16 protein-coding genes are annotated in these 16,254 nt (G+C 71.5%); 13 read left to right on the plus strand and 3 right to left on the minus strand.

What is annotated here, in order from left to right; all coding sequences use genetic code 11:
• Nucleotides 1-124 precede the first annotated feature (124 nt).
• The 8 genes from ACIQRW_RS37405 (at nt 125) to ACIQRW_RS37440 (ending at nt 6,964) form a co-directional block, all read left to right on the plus strand.
• Nucleotides 125-769: an HAD family phosphatase gene (locus ACIQRW_RS37405; RefSeq protein WP_073746232.1), complete on the plus strand. Its 645-nt coding sequence runs from the start codon at nt 125-127 to the stop codon at nt 767-769.
• 42 nt (nt 770-811) lie between these two features.
• Nucleotides 812-2,014 (plus strand): MFS transporter, encoded by a 1,203-nt coding sequence (locus ACIQRW_RS37410; protein WP_403769610.1) that lies wholly within the window; start codon nt 812-814, stop codon nt 2,012-2,014.
• Complete coding sequence (locus ACIQRW_RS37415; RefSeq protein WP_403769613.1) at nt 1,983-3,155, plus strand: acetoin utilization protein AcuC; 1,173 nt, start codon at nt 1,983-1,985, stop codon at nt 3,153-3,155. Before ACIQRW_RS37410 ends, ACIQRW_RS37415 begins: the two co-directional genes overlap by 32 nt.
• Before the next feature lie 101 nt (nt 3,156-3,256).
• Nucleotides 3,257-4,072, plus strand: a complete 816-nt coding sequence (locus ACIQRW_RS37420) for a phosphatase (protein WP_403769616.1) — start codon at nt 3,257-3,259, stop codon at nt 4,070-4,072.
• 128 nt (nt 4,073-4,200) lie between these two features.
• Entirely contained in the window at nt 4,201-4,413 is a 213-nt protein-coding gene (locus ACIQRW_RS37425; RefSeq protein WP_003968329.1) for a helix-turn-helix domain-containing protein, read from the plus strand.
• Between the two features lie 110 nt (nt 4,414-4,523).
• A complete protein-coding gene (locus tag ACIQRW_RS37430) occupies nt 4,524-4,622 on the plus strand; it encodes a 30S ribosomal protein bS22 (RefSeq protein WP_003948845.1) in 99 nt (32 codons plus the stop codon).
• Between the two features lie 149 nt (nt 4,623-4,771).
• Nucleotides 4,772-5,860, plus strand: coding sequence for an NAD-dependent epimerase/dehydratase family protein (locus ACIQRW_RS37435; RefSeq protein WP_403769619.1), 1,089 nt, complete (start codon nt 4,772-4,774; stop codon nt 5,858-5,860).
• A gap of 15 nt (nt 5,861-5,875) precedes the next feature.
• Nucleotides 5,876-6,964, plus strand: coding sequence for a lysophospholipid acyltransferase family protein (locus tag ACIQRW_RS37440; protein WP_403769622.1), 1,089 nt, complete (start codon nt 5,876-5,878; stop codon nt 6,962-6,964).
• Nucleotides 6,965-7,038: 74 nt separating this feature from the next.
• On the opposite strand, the gene ACIQRW_RS37445 is transcribed toward ACIQRW_RS37440, so the two are convergent.
• From ACIQRW_RS37445 to ACIQRW_RS37455, 3 genes are all read right to left on the minus strand, one after another.
• Nucleotides 7,039-8,250: a DUF5667 domain-containing protein gene (locus ACIQRW_RS37445; RefSeq protein ID WP_403769625.1), complete on the minus strand. Its 1,212-nt coding sequence runs from the start codon at nt 8,248-8,250 to the stop codon at nt 7,039-7,041.
• Nucleotides 8,251-8,461: 211 nt separating this feature from the next.
• Nucleotides 8,462-9,238: an ECF subfamily RNA polymerase sigma factor, BldN family gene (locus tag ACIQRW_RS37450; RefSeq protein WP_003968333.1), complete on the minus strand. Its 777-nt coding sequence runs from the start codon at nt 9,236-9,238 to the stop codon at nt 8,462-8,464.
• Between the two features lie 401 nt (nt 9,239-9,639).
• Nucleotides 9,640-10,599 carry an HAD family hydrolase gene (locus ACIQRW_RS37455; protein WP_403769628.1) on the minus strand — a complete coding sequence of 320 codons (960 nt, stop codon included), beginning with the start codon at nt 10,597-10,599 and terminating at the stop codon, nt 9,640-9,642.
• Between the two features lie 135 nt (nt 10,600-10,734).
• On the opposite strand from ACIQRW_RS37455, the gene ACIQRW_RS37460 reads away from it, so the two are divergent.
• The 5 genes from ACIQRW_RS37460 to ACIQRW_RS37480 all read left to right on the plus strand — a co-directional run bounded on the left by ACIQRW_RS37460 (nt 10,735) and on the right by ACIQRW_RS37480 (nt 16,199).
• On the plus strand, nt 10,735-11,025 hold the full coding sequence (locus ACIQRW_RS37460; protein WP_047177227.1) for a glutaredoxin family protein: 291 nt from the start codon (nt 10,735-10,737) through the stop codon (nt 11,023-11,025).
• 257 nt (nt 11,026-11,282) lie between these two features.
• A complete protein-coding gene (locus ACIQRW_RS37465) occupies nt 11,283-12,044 on the plus strand; it encodes a redox-sensing transcriptional repressor Rex (protein ID WP_003968336.1) in 762 nt (253 codons plus the stop codon).
• Nucleotides 12,041-13,549 (plus strand): glutamyl-tRNA reductase, encoded by a 1,509-nt coding sequence (locus ACIQRW_RS37470; protein ID WP_403769631.1) that lies wholly within the window; start codon nt 12,041-12,043, stop codon nt 13,547-13,549. Before ACIQRW_RS37465 ends, ACIQRW_RS37470 begins: the two co-directional genes overlap by 4 nt.
• A complete protein-coding gene (gene hemC, locus ACIQRW_RS37475) occupies nt 13,546-14,532 on the plus strand; it encodes a hydroxymethylbilane synthase (RefSeq protein WP_403769634.1) in 987 nt (328 codons plus the stop codon). Before ACIQRW_RS37470 ends, hemC begins: the two co-directional genes overlap by 4 nt.
• Complete coding sequence (locus tag ACIQRW_RS37480; protein ID WP_403769637.1) at nt 14,529-16,199, plus strand: uroporphyrinogen-III synthase; 1,671 nt, start codon at nt 14,529-14,531, stop codon at nt 16,197-16,199. Before hemC ends, ACIQRW_RS37480 begins: the two co-directional genes overlap by 4 nt.
• Nucleotides 16,200-16,254 lie beyond the last annotated feature (55 nt).

The raw sequence follows: 16,254 nt of genomic DNA on the forward strand, positions 1-16,254 counted from the left end.
GCGCCGATGGTACTGCAGGGGGGACCCTGTGGGAGAGTAGGACGCCGCCGAACAATTTTTCCGGGAAAGCCCCGTGCCTTGTGGCACGGGGCTTTTCTGCGTTCTGAACGTCTAGGGTCGAACCATGCGCTACGAACTGGTCATCTTCGACAACGATGGTGTGCTCGTCGACAGTGAGCCGCTCGCCAACACCGTCCTCTCCGGCTACCTGACCGAGCTCGGTCACCCCACCTCGTACGACGAGTCGCTCCGTGACTACATGGGGTCCGCCGTGCACCGGGTCCACGATCTCGTCGAGGAGCGGACCGGGCAGAAGCTGCCCGAGGACTTCGACTCCACGCTCAACACCCGTACGTTCGCCGCTTTCCAGCGGGAGCTCGTGGCCGTCGACGGGGCCGAGGAGCTGCTCGGGAAGCTCGTCGCGGACGGGGTGGACTACTGCGTCGCCTCCTCCGGGAGCCACGAGCGGATCCGGGTCGGGCACCGCAGGACGGGGATCGACCAGTGGTTCGAGGAGGAGTGGATCTTCAGCTCGGAGGACGTCGGGCGAGGCAAGCCGGCGCCGGACCTGTTCCTGTACGCCGCTGAGCGGATGGGTGTCGCTCCGGAGCGGTGCGTCGTCATCGAGGACAGCCCGCTCGGGGTCGAGGCGGCCCGCGCCGCGGGGATGGACGTGTACGGGTTCACGTCGATGATGCCCGCGGACCGGCTCGTCGGAGTGACCGGGCACTTCTCCGACATGGCTCAGCTTCCCGAACTGCTCGCCTGATCCATCTACCCCTGGGTAGAGCCTGGCTCTACGCTCGCGGCCATGACTGATGCGGGCTTGCGGCACGGCAGGGCCTCCCTGGGGTTGAGCTTCGGCGTTCAAGGGGTGGCCTTCGCCCTTCTGGTGACGCGTATCCCCGCCATTCAGGACCAGTACGGGATATCCGACGGGCTGCTGCCCGTCTTCCTCGCCGCTGTCCCGATCCTGGCGGGGGCCGGCAGCGTCGCCACCGAGAAGGTGGTCGCGCGGGTGCGGCCCGGTGTCGTCCTGCGGTGGTCCCAGCCCCTGGTCCTGCTCGCCCTGCTCGGGGTGGGCGCGGGGCGGGAGGTGTGGCACGTCGCCGTCGCGCTCGGCGTCTTCGGGCTGGCCGTCGGGGCGCTGGACGCCTCGATGAACATGCTGGGCGTCAGCCTCCAACGGGCGTACGGGCGCAGCATCATGCTCGGCTTCCACGCCGCCTACAGCCTCGGCGGGATCGCGGGGGCGTCCCTGGCGTGGGCCGGGGCGCGGTGGGATCTGTCGTTGCTCGTGTCCTACCTGCCCGTCGTGGTGGTGCTGTTGCCCGCCGCGCTGGTGGGGAGCCGGTGGTACACGGAGGGCAAGGGGCCGGAGGAGAAGGAGCCCGGCCCCGCCGGCGCCGGCGGGGCCGTGTCGTTCCGGCTGTTGTTGCCGCTGTGCCTCGTCATGAGCTTCGCGTACATCGGGGACTCGACGGTCTCCAACTGGAGTGCCAAGTACCTCCAGGACGTGCTGGGCAGTTCGGAGCAGCTCGCGACCGTTCCGTACAACGTCTACATGGTGACGACCCTGCTGGGGCGGGCCGTGGGGGACCTCGGGGTGCGGCGGTTCGGGGCGGTCGCGGTGGTGCGGGGCGGGAGTCTGCTGGCGGCGGGCGGGTTCGCGGTCGTGGCGGTGGCGCCCGGGGCCTGGGTGGGGATGCTCGGGTTCACGATGCTCGGGTTCGGGCTCTGTGTGATCGTGCCGCAGACCTTCGCGGCGGCCGGGCGGATGTTCCCGGGGAACAGCGACGCGGCCGTGGCCCGGTTGAACATCTTCAACTATGTGGGGTTTCTGGTCGGTTCGCCGCTCGTGGGCGCTCTGGGGGATGCGTGGAGTTATCGCGGCGCCATGCTCGTACCGATGGTTCTGGTGCTGGTGACGCTCGTGTATGCCCGCGCGTTCGGGCCGGAGCCCGCCCGATACGGTGGCGGGCATGAGCGGCCGCACACAGCTGATGTGGGATGACGCAGTTACGGGATACGACTTCGGGGAGACGCACCCCATGGACCCGGTCCGGCTGGACCTGACGATGGGGCTGGTACGGGCGTTCGGGCTCGACGGGGCGGTGGATCTGCGGTCCGCGAAGCCCGTGGGGGACTCCACCCTGCGGCTCGTGCACCGGCAGGACTACGTGGCGGCGGTGCGCGCCGCCTCCGTGGATCCGCAGGCGGCCGACCAGGGCTACGGGCTCGGGACCGTGGATGATCCGGCGTTCGCCGGGATGCACGAGGCGTCCGCGCTGATCGCGGGGCTGTCGGTGGGTGCGGCCGAGGCCGTGTGGCGGGGTGAGTGCGAGCACGCGGTGAACTTCACCGGGGGACTGCATCACGCCATGCCCGGGTCGGCCGCCGGGTTCTGCGTCTACAACGACCCCGCCCTCGCCATCGCCCGGCTGCTGGAGCTGGGCGCCGAGCGGGTGGCGTACGTCGATGTGGACGTCCACCACGGGGACGGGGTGCAGGCCGCGTTCTGGGAGGACCCGCGGGTCCTGACGATCTCGCTGCACGAGCACCCGAGGACCCTCTTCCCGCAGACCGGGTGGCCGGAGGAGACCGGGTCCGGGGCGGGGGAGGGCTCCGCGGTCAACGTGGCGCTGCCGGCCGGGACCGGGGACGCGGGGTGGCTGCGGGCGTTCCACGGGGTGGTGCCCGAGCTGCTGGCCGACTTCCGGCCCCAGGTGCTCGTCACCCAGCACGGGGCCGACACGCACTTCGAGGACCCGCTGGCCCACCTCGCGGTCTCCCTGGACGCGCAGCGGTCGGTCATGGAGTCCTGCCACGAGCTGGCCCACCGGTACGCGGACGGCGGGCGCTGGGTGGCGCTCGGCGGCGGCGGGTACGCGGTGGTGGATGTGGTGCCCCGGTCGTGGACGCATCTCGTCGGGATCGCGGCGCACGCTCCCGTCGATCCGGAGTCGGTGGTGCCGCCGTCCTGGCGGGATCTCGTCTACGCCCGTACGCGGCAGTTGGGGCCGGGCAGGATGACGGACGGGCGTACGCCGTCGTGGAATTCCTGGGAGGACGGGTACGACCCGGCGGACCGGTTGGACCAGGCGGTGCTGGCGTCCCGGAAGGCGGCGTTCCCGCTGCGGGGGCTGCTGACCTGAGGCCCGGGCGGTGCGGGGGCATTGTGCCGTGCGTTACGCCAACGGTGGGGCGTAACGGGATTCCTGCCCGCGGGGCTTCGGGGTACGGCAGCATCCCAGGGGTGTTGAGCACCGGGGCGCTGCGCGCCCATCTGCTGGCGGCCCGGCTGGCCGGGCCCGTGGCCACGTCGCGCGAGACCAGTCTGCGCAGCTACCGGCTGTTCGCCGCGCGGGATCCGCGGGTGATGCTGGGGCTCGCGCCCGAGCGGGCCTGGGGCGAGGGCGAGCTGTTGCGGCTGATGGCGGACCGGTGCGGGGTCTCGGCGGATCCCACGCATGTGAGCGGTCCCGACGCGATCGATCCGGAGCGGACGGTGGCCGCGCTGGACGCGTTCGCCGAGCGGTTGGCGCTGGTGGCGGAGCGTCGGGCTCCGGTGCTGCTGGGGACCGGTCATCCGCACCGGCTGCTCGGTTTCTACGCCGGGCTGGCAGACGCTCTGTCGGCGGCGGGGTGTCCTGTTCTCACCCCCGCGCAGGGGAGATGTGTCGACATAACGACCCGGTTCGGCGTACGCACGTACAGCCTCGATTACGTACGGGGTGTCGCCCTGGTGCGCGAACCGGGGGGGCGGCCCACGGGGGGTGAGACCGGCGCGCACACGCATTCGCCGCTTCCGGTGCGGCTCGCGCTCCAGGACGCGGCGGAGCGGCTCGGGGTGCTGCCGGAGTTGGTGATCGGGGATCACGGCTGGGTCTGCGGTGCAGGTCAGCTGGGGATCGAGGCGATCGGGCCGGCGGACACGGATGATCCGGCGCTGTTCGTGGGAGAGGCGGAGGGGCGGGTGTCCGTCGTCGTTCCGCTCGACGACGGCGTACGGGCGCCGTTTTACCGGCCGTTGACGCGCTATGTGCTCAATCGGGCCCGTCTGTCACAGTAGGCCGTCGGCTGTCTCTCCTCTTCCCCACTCGCACCACGCGCCCCTAACCTGTGGAGTGAGCGCACAGCGACGAAGAGTCACCGGAGGGGAAGCCGGTGCGCGTCCGGTGCGGAAGGTACAGGTGGGTCATGGCTGCTGGCAGCGAGAGGCCTCTCAACGAGGTCAAGTTTCTGACCGTGGCGGAAGTCGCCTCGGTCATGCGAGTGTCGAAGATGACCGTGTACCGCTTGGTGCACAGTGGTCATCTGCCGGCGATCCGGGTGGGCAGGTCCTTCCGGGTGCCGGAGCAAGCGGTTCACGCGTATCTCCGCGAGTCCTTTGTGGGGGTGGAATCAGCCTGAGGTTGCCTGCGGATTACGTCCCTCGGACGGTGGCGGGTAGGCTAGGCCGACGTAGGTCGTGTGGGCCCAGACGCCCCGCACCAGTGAAAATGAAGTGAGCGAGGGTAGTCGTGGGCTCTGTTATCAAGAAGCGGCGCAAGCGGATGGCCAAGAAGAAGCACCGCAAGCTGCTCAAGCGCACGCGCGTTCAGCGTCGCAACAAGAAGTAAGCGAACGCAGTTCGTGAGATCCGCAGCCCCTCCACCGTTCCGGTGGAGGGGCTGCGGTGCGTTTCGGAGCACGGGGTCGTCACAGGGCGGCGTCCACCCGCTACGGTGACGGCCAGGGAAGTTACCGCGGGAAGCAGGGGAGCCGGGTCTTGGGCAAGGTCGTGCTCGTCACAGGAGCGGCCCGGCAGCTGGGGGGCCGCTTCGTCCGGCGCGTCCAGTGCGAGCCCGGGGTGGACCGGGTGATCGCTGTCGACGCGGTCGCGCCCGCCCACGAGCTGGGCGGCGCGGAGTTCGTGCGCGCGGACATCCGGCAGTCCGCCCTGGCGCGGATCCTGGCCGAGCACGCTGTCGACACGGTCGTGCACCTGGACGTGTCCGGCAAGGCGCTCGGCGCCGGCGGCCGGACGGCGATCAAGGAGACCAACGTCATCGGCACCATGCAGCTGCTCGGCGCCTGTCAGAAGTCCCCGACGGTGCGGCGGCTCGTGGTGAAGTCCAGTACGAGCGTGTACGGGTCGGCGCCCCGCGATCCCGCCGTGTTCACCGAGACCACTCCGCCCAAGTCGCTGCCCAGCGGCGGCTTCGCGAAGGACGCGGTGGAGGTCGAGGGGTACGTACGGGGCTTCGCCCGCCGTCGGCCGGATGTGGCGGTGTGCGTGCTGCGGTTCGCCAACATCCTGGGTCCCCGGCCGGACTCGCCGCTCGCGGACTATCTGTCGCTGCCTGTTCTGCCGACGGTCTTCGGCTACGACCCCCGGCTCCAGTTCGTGCACGAGGACGATGTGATCGACGTCCTGGGGATCGCGGCGAGCGAGCCCCGGCGCGGGACGCTGAACAGCGGCACGTTCAACATCGCCGGCGACGGGGTGCTGCTGCTGTCGCAGTGCTCGCGGCGGCTGGGGAAGCCGACGGTGCCGGTGCTGCTGCCTGCCGTCACCTGGGTCGGCTCGGCGCTCCGTACGATCGGCATGACCGACTTCTCGCCGGAACAGATCCGGCTGCTCACCCATGGCAGGGTGGTCTCGACGGTGCAGATGCGCGAGACCCTCGGTTTCCGGCCGAAGTTCACCACGGCGGAGACGTTCGCGGAGTTCGCGCGGAGCCGGGGGCCGGGGCTGCTGCCGCCGGAGACGGTGGGCAGGGCGGTGGACCGGCTGGCGGCGTTGCCGCTTCCGGGAGGCGCCGGGCCGCGGGAGCGCGGGGCCGGTGCGGTACAGACGACTCACGGCGCCAGGTAGAGGAGCGCACCGACGATGGCGGACGCCAAGGTCATTCCGTTCGACGACGACCGTTCGCGGTCCGGTGGCGCGTCGCGTCCGGCGCGGCGCCGGACCGGGGCGGGCGGTCCCGGCGGCGGTCGGGGCGACGGCTCCGCGGCCCCGGTGAGCGCGCTGCCGGGGGCGCAGGTCCCCGAGCCCCCCGGGCTGTCCCCGGAGGCGGAGGCCGAGGCGGGCGAGGGGGGCCGGGAGCCCCGTGGCGCGGTGGACGTGGACGGTTCCTCCGGCGGCTGGGAGCGGCGGATCGCGGGCGGGCTCGCGTTCCTGCGGCGGCGGGTCACCGGTGATTACGACGTCGACGAGTTCGGTTACGACGAGGAGCTCACCGACCAGGTCCTGATGTCGATGCTGCGGCCGCTGGCCGACAAGTACTTCCGGGTCGAGGTGAAGGGCATCGAGAACATCCCGTCGGACGGCGGGGCGCTCATCGTGGCCAACCACTCCGGGACGCTGCCGCTGGACGGGCTGATGCTCCAGGTCGCGGTGCACGACAACCATCCGGCGGACCGGCATCTGCGGCTGCTCGCGGCCGATCTGGTCTTCCATCTGCCGGTCGTCAACGAGCTGGCGCGCAAGGCGGGGCACACGCTGGCCTGTGCGGAGGACGCGCAGCGGCTGCTGGAGATGGGCGAGATCGTCGGGGTGATGCCGGAGGGGTTCAAGGGCATCGGCAAGCCGTTCGGCGAGCGTTACAAGCTTCAGCGCTTCGGCCGGGGCGGGTTCGTGTCGACGGCGCTGCGGGCGGGGGCGCCGATCGTGCCGTGCTCGATCGTGGGCGCGGAGGAGATCTACCCGATGATCGGGAACGCGAAGACGCTGGCCCGGCTGCTGGGCATCCCGTACTTCCCGATCACGCCGACGTTCCCGTGGCTGGGGCCGTTGGGCGCGCTGCCGCTGCCGACGAAGTGGACGATCCAGTTCGGTGAGCCGATTCCGACGGACGGGTATCCGCCGGAGGCGGCTGAGGACCCGATGCTGATGTTCAATCTGACGGACCAGGTGCGTGAGCAGATCCAGCACACGCTGTACAAGCTGTTGGTGCAGCGGCGGTCGGTGTTCTTCTGACCTGCTCGGCTACGACGGGAGGGGGGCCGGTACGCGGATCGCGTACCGGCCCCCCTCCCGTCGTAGCCGCCCGTCTACGGCTTGAGGTTCTCGCCGTCGATGCCGAGGCCGGGGAGGAGCCCCGGGAGGAGCGGGGGGAGGGTGACGTCCGGGGCGGCGGGTGGGCTGGGCCGGCCTTCGGGGGAGGGCGGGGTGAGGCCGTCCGTCGGGAGTTCGTCCAGCAGGCCGTCCGTACCGCCGCCCAGCAGGCCGTCCTCCGGGGTGGCGTCGGCGGAGTCCGACGGGCCGGAGGGCTCGGGGGTGGTTTCGCCGTCGGTGCGGTCCCCTGGCTTCTCGGGGGCGGCGGGGGGTGCGGGGGCGTCGGTCCGGGGCGAGCCGGTGTCCGGGGTGGTGGCGTCGGAGCGTCCGGTGCCCTTTTCCGTGCCCGGGGGGCGGGGGAGGAGGGACTGGAGCGGTGCGACTTCGTCCTCTATGGCGTCGAAGACGGAGCTGACCTCGTCGCGGACGTCGGTGAGCTGGACGGGCAGCCGGTCGCGGAGGCTGCTCCAGGCGTCGCGGTGCGAGCGGGAGAAGGTGTCCAGGGTCTGGATGGGGCCGATCGCTCCGTCGCGCTGGTAGGCGGAGTGGAGCAGTCGGTGGCCCTCGGAGGCGTCGTGGGACATGCCGTTGAGCGCGCGTCTGACGGCGCCGAGGGATTCGTGGTCGAGTGCGCCGGACCGGCCGCGCTCCATGAGTCTGCGGGCCTCGCTGAGCCGGGTGGAGGCCTGGTCGAGGTAGACCTCGCCGCGGTCGGCGTCGCCCTTGGCCATGCCGAGGCTGATGTCCTCCATCCCGCGTTTCAGTCCGTAGAGCGAATCACCGGGGAGGGCGTCGGAGCTGGCGGCTGCCACGCCGCCGAACGCTCCCGCGGCCACGCCGACGGTGAGCCCGCCGGCAGTGAGCCCCTTCGCCCAGCGTGAGCGGGGTCGCAATTTCCGCAGTGGTGAGGCCCGGTGGGCCCCCTTGCCCCGTTGCACGGGCACCGTAGGGCCCGTGGACGCGCCGCCCTCGGCGAACATGGTCTCCATGGCCGCGACGAGCTGGGCTCGCTGCACCATTTTGACCTCGGGGTCCAACTGCGGCTTCGGTAGCTCACCGAGGCCGTTCGCCAGGGCCAACAGCGGTTCGCGGTCGGCCTGGTCGGCCGGTTCCGCGGGCTGTACGGCCGCCGCACCCTGGGGGTTCTGTTCTTCCAGGGCCTGGGCGAAGGCGTTCGCCCGCCGGTGTGCCGAAACGTTTGCGATCACTGGCGGCACCTCCTCTCGTCATGACGGTCGACTCCCCTGGCGGTCCGGAAGGTTGCACACCTTGAGCGTTTCCACTCGATGGAGTGAGTGGGTACGGACAGGGGGCGACGACAGGGGGCCTGCAACCGGCACAACGAGGCGCTCGGCACTTGGGTTACGCACGAAAGATGATCGGACCAGTGCGTGACGGGACGGTCACGCAGAGGTCGGATCAGCGGGCGTCGTCCGGCAGGAGTCGGGCGAGCGTCCGTACGGCTCGGTACTGGAGGGTCTTGATCGCGCCCTCGTTCTTGCCCATCACCCGGGCGGTCTCCGCGACCGAGAGGCCTTGGAGGAACCGCAGGGTCACGCACTCCTGCTGCTGGGGGTTGAGTCGCCGCACGGCCTGGAGCAGGGCGGCGTTGGAGAGGGACTCCAGGACGGAGTCCTCGGGGCTGCGCGCCACCTCGTTGGCGTCGAGCATTTCGCCGGTGGTCACTTCCAGTCGGAAACGACTGGATTTGAAGTGGTCGGCGACCAGGTTGCGAGCGATCGTGACCAGCCAGGCGCCGAAATCGCGGCCCTGCCAGGTGAACGTGGAGATGCGGCGCAGCGCGCGGAGGAAGGTCTCGCTGGTGAGGTCCTCCGCGGTCGCCTTGCCGCCCACGCGGTAGTAGATGTACCGGTACACGGTGTCGCTGTACTGGTCGTACAGGCGGCCGAAGGCATCCGCCTCACCGGCCTGTGCGCGCTCGACGAGATCCATCATGCGCGCGCTGTCGCTGTCGGCGGTGGGACGGCGGACGGTCGACGTGGTCGAGGCGGCGCGGGTGCCGCGTCTTCCGACCGCCGCACTGCGTTCGGCCAGGGCATAGCAAGGGCCGGCAGGTGCAGGGGTGGCAAATGCGGGGACGGCGTACGCGGTGGGGACGAAGCCGCGCAAGCGGTCAATGACCGATGCACGCAGCGTAGCCAGGCCCGAGGCGTCAACCCCGACGTGTGGGTACACGGGACTCCCAGAGGCAGAGCTTCCATCACGAGCAGTTCGAAAAACGTCACTCGTGGTAGCGAGTGGCGGGTTCCGTGATGCGTCTGAGGAGAATAACGCTTCGTGCAGGCAGCGCTACACCCAGTTGTCTAAATCACCGGTTCCGTCGCTTCTGTTATCGCTAAGTGACGTATCAAGTAGCACATGGTGACCGTTTATTGATCGGATTACTTCGTGATCTGTCTACGGGGGCGACGGGTTGTGGCCGGGCGCCGGCGATCCGGCTGGCCGGAGGGGGCGTCGCCCGCGTCGGCGGACCCGATCGCGATCGGGCGCCCGGCTCCGGGCGTGGCTGCGCCCCGTGACCGTTCGTGGTGGGCGGGCACGGGGCGCGGAGGGTGCGACCGGGGTGCGGGCGCGCGTCAGCGGCGGCGGCGGTGCAGGGCGACGGCGGCGGCGGTGCCGCCCGCGAGCGCGCCGACCCCGGCGGCGGCCGGGATGCCGACCTTGGCCGCCTTGCGGCCGGTGCGGTAGTCGCGCAGCCGCCAGTCGCGGGCGCGGGCGTACTTGCGGAGTTTGGTGTCCGGGTTGATCGCGTAGGGGTGGCCGACCAGCGAGAGCATCGGGATGTCGTTGTGCGAGTCGCTGTAGGCGGCGCAGCGCTCCAGCTCCAGGCCCTCCGCGGCGGCGAGGGCGCGGACGGCCTCGGCCTTGGCGGGGCCGTGCAGGGGTTCGCCGACCAGGCGGCCGGTGTAGACGCCGTCGACCGATTCGGCGACGGTGCCGAGCGCGCCGGTCAGGCCGAGGCGGCGGGCGATGATGGTGGCGGTCTCCACGGGGGCGGCGGTGACTAGCCAGACCTTCTGTCCGGCGTCCAGGTGGGCCTGGGCCAGGGCCCGGGTGCCGGGCCAGATGCGGTCGGCCATGTACTCGTCGTAGATCTCCTCGCCGATCGACATCAGCTCGGAGACGCGGTGGCCCTTGACGATGGACAGGGCGCTGTCGCGGGCGTCCTGCATGTGTTCGGGGTCCTCGACGCCGGCCAGCCGGAACCAGGCCTGCTGCCAGGCGAACCGGGTGAGCTCGCGGCGTTCGAAGAACTTCCTCTTGTAGAGGCCGCGGCCGAAGTGGAAGATCGCGGCGCCCTGCATGACGGTGTTGTCGAGGTCGAAGAAGGCGGCGGCGCGGTCGTCCCCGGCGACGGGGAACGCGGGCTCCCCGGGAGGTGTCGCGTCCGCTTCTTCCGGGGCCTTGGTCAGGAGGGCGGATTCGTCGTCGGCGGCCGAGGTCTTGCGCGCGGCCTCGGCGGCGGCCTCGCCTGCCAGGACGCTCCGTGCGGTAGCGGAACGCCTACGGGGTGTGAGCCATCCAAGAGCGGCCATGCCGTGAGCATAGCCAGTCCGTCCGCACCTGCCCGACCTGCCGCGATGCGTGGGCGTGAACGCTTCGGGTCGGAATGGTGAATCGGGTGATTCCGGGCGGTCCGGGGTGGTGACGCGCGGGCGCAGAATGAAGGCATGAGTGCTCTGCTGCGACGTAAGAGGAAGAGGCCCGCCGAGCGGGTGGTCACGCTGGTGGGGAAGCCCGGGTGTCATCTGTGCGAGGACGCGCGGGCGGTGGTGAGCGCGGTCTGCGAGGAGACCGGTGCGTCGTGGGTGGAGAAGGACATCACCGAGGACGAGGAGCTGTACAAGGAGTACTGGGAGCAGATTCCGGTGGTGCTGATCGATGACGAACAGCACACGTTCTGGCGCGTGGACCCGGCGAGACTGCGCAAGGCGCTGGGTGCGGACGCGAAACCCGGTTAACATTGCGGGCGTTTTGAGTGGCCTCGGGGGCTTAGTTGTGAGGAGTGTGTACCGCTTTGCCCCCTTCGAGGCTGCAACGGGCTGATGCGGCCCCCGGTTCCGGGATCGCACGGGGAATGTGCGTGACCCCGGTCACTTTGACCGGACAAAACGGACACTATCTTTGTGCACGCGTTCACAAAGACATAGCCTGCATTCGACGGGGCGGTCCTGGGACATACGGCCGCCTGCAGCCCCGCTCATCCCGCAGGAGCACCGTGGCAACTGGCCGAACTCACCGACCGGCGACCCGTAGCCGAGGAATTCCCGAGGCCACCGTCGCCCGACTTCCGTTGTATCTGCGCGCCCTGACCGCGCTCTCCGAGCGATCGGTCCCCACGGTCTCCTCCGAGGAGCTGGCCACGGCGGCCGGGGTCAACTCGGCGAAGCTGCGCAAGGACTTCAGCTACCTGGGGTCCTACGGCACCCGCGGTGTCGGGTACGACGTCGAGTACCTCGTCTACCAGATCTCGCGCGAGCTCGGGCTCACCCAGGACTGGCCGGTCGCCATCGTCGGCATCGGTAACCTCGGCGCGGCCCTCGCCAACTACGGCGGCTTCGCCTCCCGCGGCTTCCGGGTCGCGGCGCTGATCGACGCGGACCCCGCCATGGCCGGTACGCCGGTGGCCGGGATCGCCGTCCAGCACACGGACGACCTGGACCGGATCATCAGCGACAACGGTGTGTCCATCGGCGTGATCACCACCCCGCCCGGCGCGGCCCAGCAGGTCTGCGACCGGCTCGTCGCCGCCGGTGTGACCTCCATCCTGAACTTCGCGCCGACCGTGCTGTCGGTGCCCGAGGGCGTCGACGTGCGCAAGGTCGACCTCTCCATCGAGCTCCAGATCCTCGCGTTCCACGAGCAGCGCAAGGCCGGCGAGGACTCCGCCGCCGAGGACGAGGGCGCGCCCCCGATGCGGGCCACGCCCGCCAGCCGGAAGGGACCTGACGGGGACATGCCCGCCGTGATGCCGGCATGAGCCTCCTCGTCGTCGGACTGAGCCACCGCAGCGCCCCCGTCTCCGTACTGGAGCGGGCCTCCCTCGCTGTCGAGACCCAGGCCAAGCTGCTCCAGGACACCCTCGCCGCGGAACCCGCGACCGAGGCGGCCGTGCTGGCCACCTGCAACCGCATCGAGCTGTACGCCGACGTGGACAAGTTCCACGCGGGCGTCGCCGAGCTGTCCACCCTGCTCGCCCAGCACAGCGGCGTCGGTCTCGACGAGCTCACTCCGTATCTCTATGTGCACTACGAGGACCGGGCCGTCCACCACCTCTTCTCGGTGGCCTGCGGTCTCGACTCGATGGTCGTCGGCGAGGGGCAGATCCTCGGCCAGATCAAGGACGCGCTCGCGCGCGGCCAGGAGCTGCACACCGCCGGACGGCTGCTGAACGACCTCTTCCAGCAGGCCCTGCGGGTCGGCAAGCGCGCCCACAGCGAGACCGGGATCGACCGGGCCGGGCAGTCGCTCGTCACCTTCGGGCTCCAGCAGCTCGCCGCCGGGGCCGACCCCGAGCGCTGGGCCGACGGCAAGCGCGCCCTGGTCATCGGCGCCGGATCCATGTCCTCGCTGGCCGCCGCGACCCTCGCCCGCACCGGCGTCGCCGACATCGTCGTCGCCAACCGGACCCGCTCCCGCGCGGACCGCCTGGTGGAGATCCTCCAGCAGGGCGACGACACCACGGCGCGCGCCCGGGCCGTCGAGATGTCCGCAGTCGGTGACGAACTGACACGTGCCGACATCGTCGTCTCCTGCACCGGCTCCACGGGCCTCGTGCTCACCGCCGACGCCCTCGCCGACGCGCTGGGCGTGACCCTGGACGCCGCGCCCGAGCGGCCGACGGTCACCGTCACCCCGGCCCCGGCCGATGTCGACCAGCACGCCGCCTGGGTGGAGAACGGTTCCGCCGCCTCCGCCGCGGGGGCCGGTCGGCCGACCGGGCCGCGCCGCGTCACCGTGCCCGCACAGTCGACCGGCCCGGTCCGGCTCGCGCTGCTCGACCTCGCCATGCCGCGCGACATCGACGGCGCCGCCCACCGCATCGACGGTGTGCGCCTCGTCGACATCGAGTCGCTCGCCGAGGCGTCCGCCGACGCCCCGATGGCCGCCGATGTGGACCGGGTCCGCACCATCGTCTCCGACGAGGTGGCCGCCTTCGGCGCCGCCCAGCGCGCCGCGCACGTCGCCCCGACCGTGGTCGCCCTGCGCACCATGGCCGCCGGCGTGGTCGCCGGCGAGATCGCCCGGCTGGACGGCCGCCTTCCCGACCTGGACGAGAAGCAGCGCGCCGAGATCACCCAGACCGTGCGCCGCGTCGTCGACAAGCTCCTGCACGCGCCCACCGTGCGGGTCAAGCAGCTCGCCAGCGAGCCCGGCGGCGCCGGGTACGCGGACGCGCTGCGAGAACTCTTCGACCTCGACCCGCAGACGGTGGCCGCCGTCTCCCGGGCAGACCTGAACGACCCGAATAGAGGGCGGTCATGACCGACAACTCATCCCCGGGCGCGCGGAACTCCGCGCCGCTCCGGCTGGGCACCCGGCGCAGCAAGCTCGCCATGGCCCAGTCCGGACTCGTCGCCGAGACGGTTCGCGAGGTGACCGGGCGCGCCGTCGAGCTCGTCGAGATCACCACGTACGGGGACACCTCCCGCGAGCACCTGGCGCAGATCGGCGGCACCGGCGTGTTCGTCGCGGCCCTGCGCGAGGCGCTGCTGCGGGGCGAGGTGGACTTCGCCGTCCACTCGCTCAAGGACCTGCCGACCGGCCAGCCCGACGACCTCGTGCTGGCGGCCGTGCCGCAGCGCGAGGACCCGCGCGACGCGCTGGTCGCCCGGGACGGGCTGACCCTCCAGCAGCTGCCCCAGGGCGCCCGCATCGGCACCGGTTCGCCGCGCCGCATGGCGCAGCTCAACGCGTACGCCCGTTCCCACGGACTGCGGATCGAGACCGTCCCCATCCGGGGCAACGTCGACACGCGGATCGGGTTCGTGCGCGACGGGGAGCTCGACGCGGTGGTTCTCGCCGCCGCCGGGCTCAGCCGTCTCGGCCGGAGCGGTGAGGTGACCGAGTTCCTGCCGGTCGACACCGTCCTGCCCGCTCCCGGCCAGGGAGCACTGGCGATCGAGTGCGCCGCGTCCAGCGCCGACCTCGCCGCCGCGCTCGCCGAGCTCGACGACCCGTACACCCGGGCCGCCGTGACCGCCGAGCGTGCCCTGCTCGCCGCCCTGGAGGCCGGCTGCTCCGCACCTGTGGGTGCGCTGGCCGACCTCCTGGTCGACGGACAGGTTGTCAACGAACTGCGCCTGCGCGGAGTCGTCGGTACCACCGACGGTTCCTCGCTGGTACAGCTGTCCACCACCGGTCCCGTCCCCACGTCGCACGACGACGCGGCGGCCCTCGGTCGCGAACTCGCGGCCGAGATGCTCGCCAAGGGTGCGGCCGGTCTTATGGGGGAGCGAGCACTTTGAGCCCCACCGGCCCCGCCGCATCCGACTTTCCGGCCCTGTCCGCCCAAGGGCAGGTCACCTTCCTCGGCGCCGGTCCCGGCGACCCGGGACTGCTGACCCTGCGCGCCGTCGAGGCGCTCGCGAGCGCGGACGTCCTTGTCGCCGAGCCCGATGTGCTCGACGTCGTTCGCAGCCATGCGCGGGCAGGCGTGAGCACCCCTGAGCTGACCGTCGTTGACACCTCGTCAACAACCGTCGGTGTACCCGTTCTCAGGGATGCGGCCAATCTTGTCATGGAGGCCGCCAAGGGCGGCAGGCGGGTGGTCCGTGCTGTTTCGGGCGACCCGGGCCTGGACGGGAACGCGGGGGCGGAAATGCTCGCCTGCGCCGCCGCCGGGGTGCCCTTCGAGGTCGTTCCGGGCGTCGCGAACGCCGTCGGCGTCTCCGCGTACGCGGGGGTGCCGCTGCGTGACGCGCAGGGTGCGGACGTCCGCTTCGTCGACGCCCGTACCGCCTCCGACCGGTGCTGGAGCGAGGTCGGCGCGAGCGACGCGACCGCCGTCGTCTCCACCACGCTGGACTCGGTGGCCTCCGCCGCCGGCGAGCTGGTCTCCGCGGGCCGCAAGCCCGACACCCCGCTCACCGTGACGATCGCGGGCACCACCACCCGCCAGCGCACCTGGACGGCGACCCTCGGGACGATCGCCCAGGTCCTCAAGCAGGCCAAGGTGCTGCCCTCGCCCGAGGGCCACCGGCCGGTCATAGCCGTGGTCGGAGAGCGCAGCTCCGCCGCCCAGCGCGACCAGCTCGCGTGGTTCGAGTCGAAGCCGATGTTCGGCTGGAAGGTGCTCGTCCCGCGTACGAAGGAGCAGGCCGCGTCGCTCTCCGACCAGCTGCGTTCCTACGGTGCGGTGCCGCACGAGGTGCCGACGATCGCCGTCGAGCCGCCGCGTACGCCCCAGCAGATGGAGCGCGCGGTCAAGGGCCTGGTCACCGGGCGCTACGAGTGGATCGCCTTCACCAGCGTGAACGCCGTCAAGGCGGTCCGGGAGAAGTTCGAGGAGTACGGGCTCGACGCCCGTGCCTTCGCCGGCATCAAGGTCGCCGCCGTCGGCGAGCAGACCGCCGCGGCCCTGGTCGACTTCGGTGTGAAGCCGGACCTGGTGCCGTCCGGCGAGCAGTCCGCCGCCGGGCTGCTGGAGGACTGGCCGCCCTACGACCCGGTCTTCGACCCGATCGACCGGGTGTTCCTGCCGCGCGCCGACATCGCCACCGAGACCCTGGTGGCCGGGCTCATCGAGCTGGGCTGGGAGGTCGACGACGTCACCGCGTACCGCACGGTCCGCGCCTCGCCGCCGCCGGCCGACACCCGTGAGGCGATCAAGGGCGGCGGCTTCGACGCGGTCCTGTTCACCTCGTCCTCGACGGTGCGCAACCTGGTCGGTATCGCGGGCAAGCCGCACAACGTGACCGTGATCGCGTGTATCGGCCCCGCCACGGCGAAGACCGCCGAGGAGCACGGCCTGCGGGTCGACGTGCTGTCCCCGGAGCCGTCGGTGCACAAGCTCGCCGAGGCGCTCGCCGCCTTCGGCGCGCAGCGCCGGGACGCGGCGAAGGAGGCCGGTGACCCGGTGACCCGGCCGAGCGAGCGGCGCCCGGGTGCGCGCAGGCGTCGGACGACGACGTAGTAGCAGTACGGGGGTGGGTGGGCCCGGTCGCTTCGGCGGCCGGGCCCACCGCCGT

It is taken from the genome of Streptomyces sp. NPDC091287 (assembly GCF_044768525.1).
In the GTDB taxonomy this organism is placed as follows: domain Bacteria; phylum Actinomycetota; class Actinomycetes; order Streptomycetales; family Streptomycetaceae; genus Streptomyces.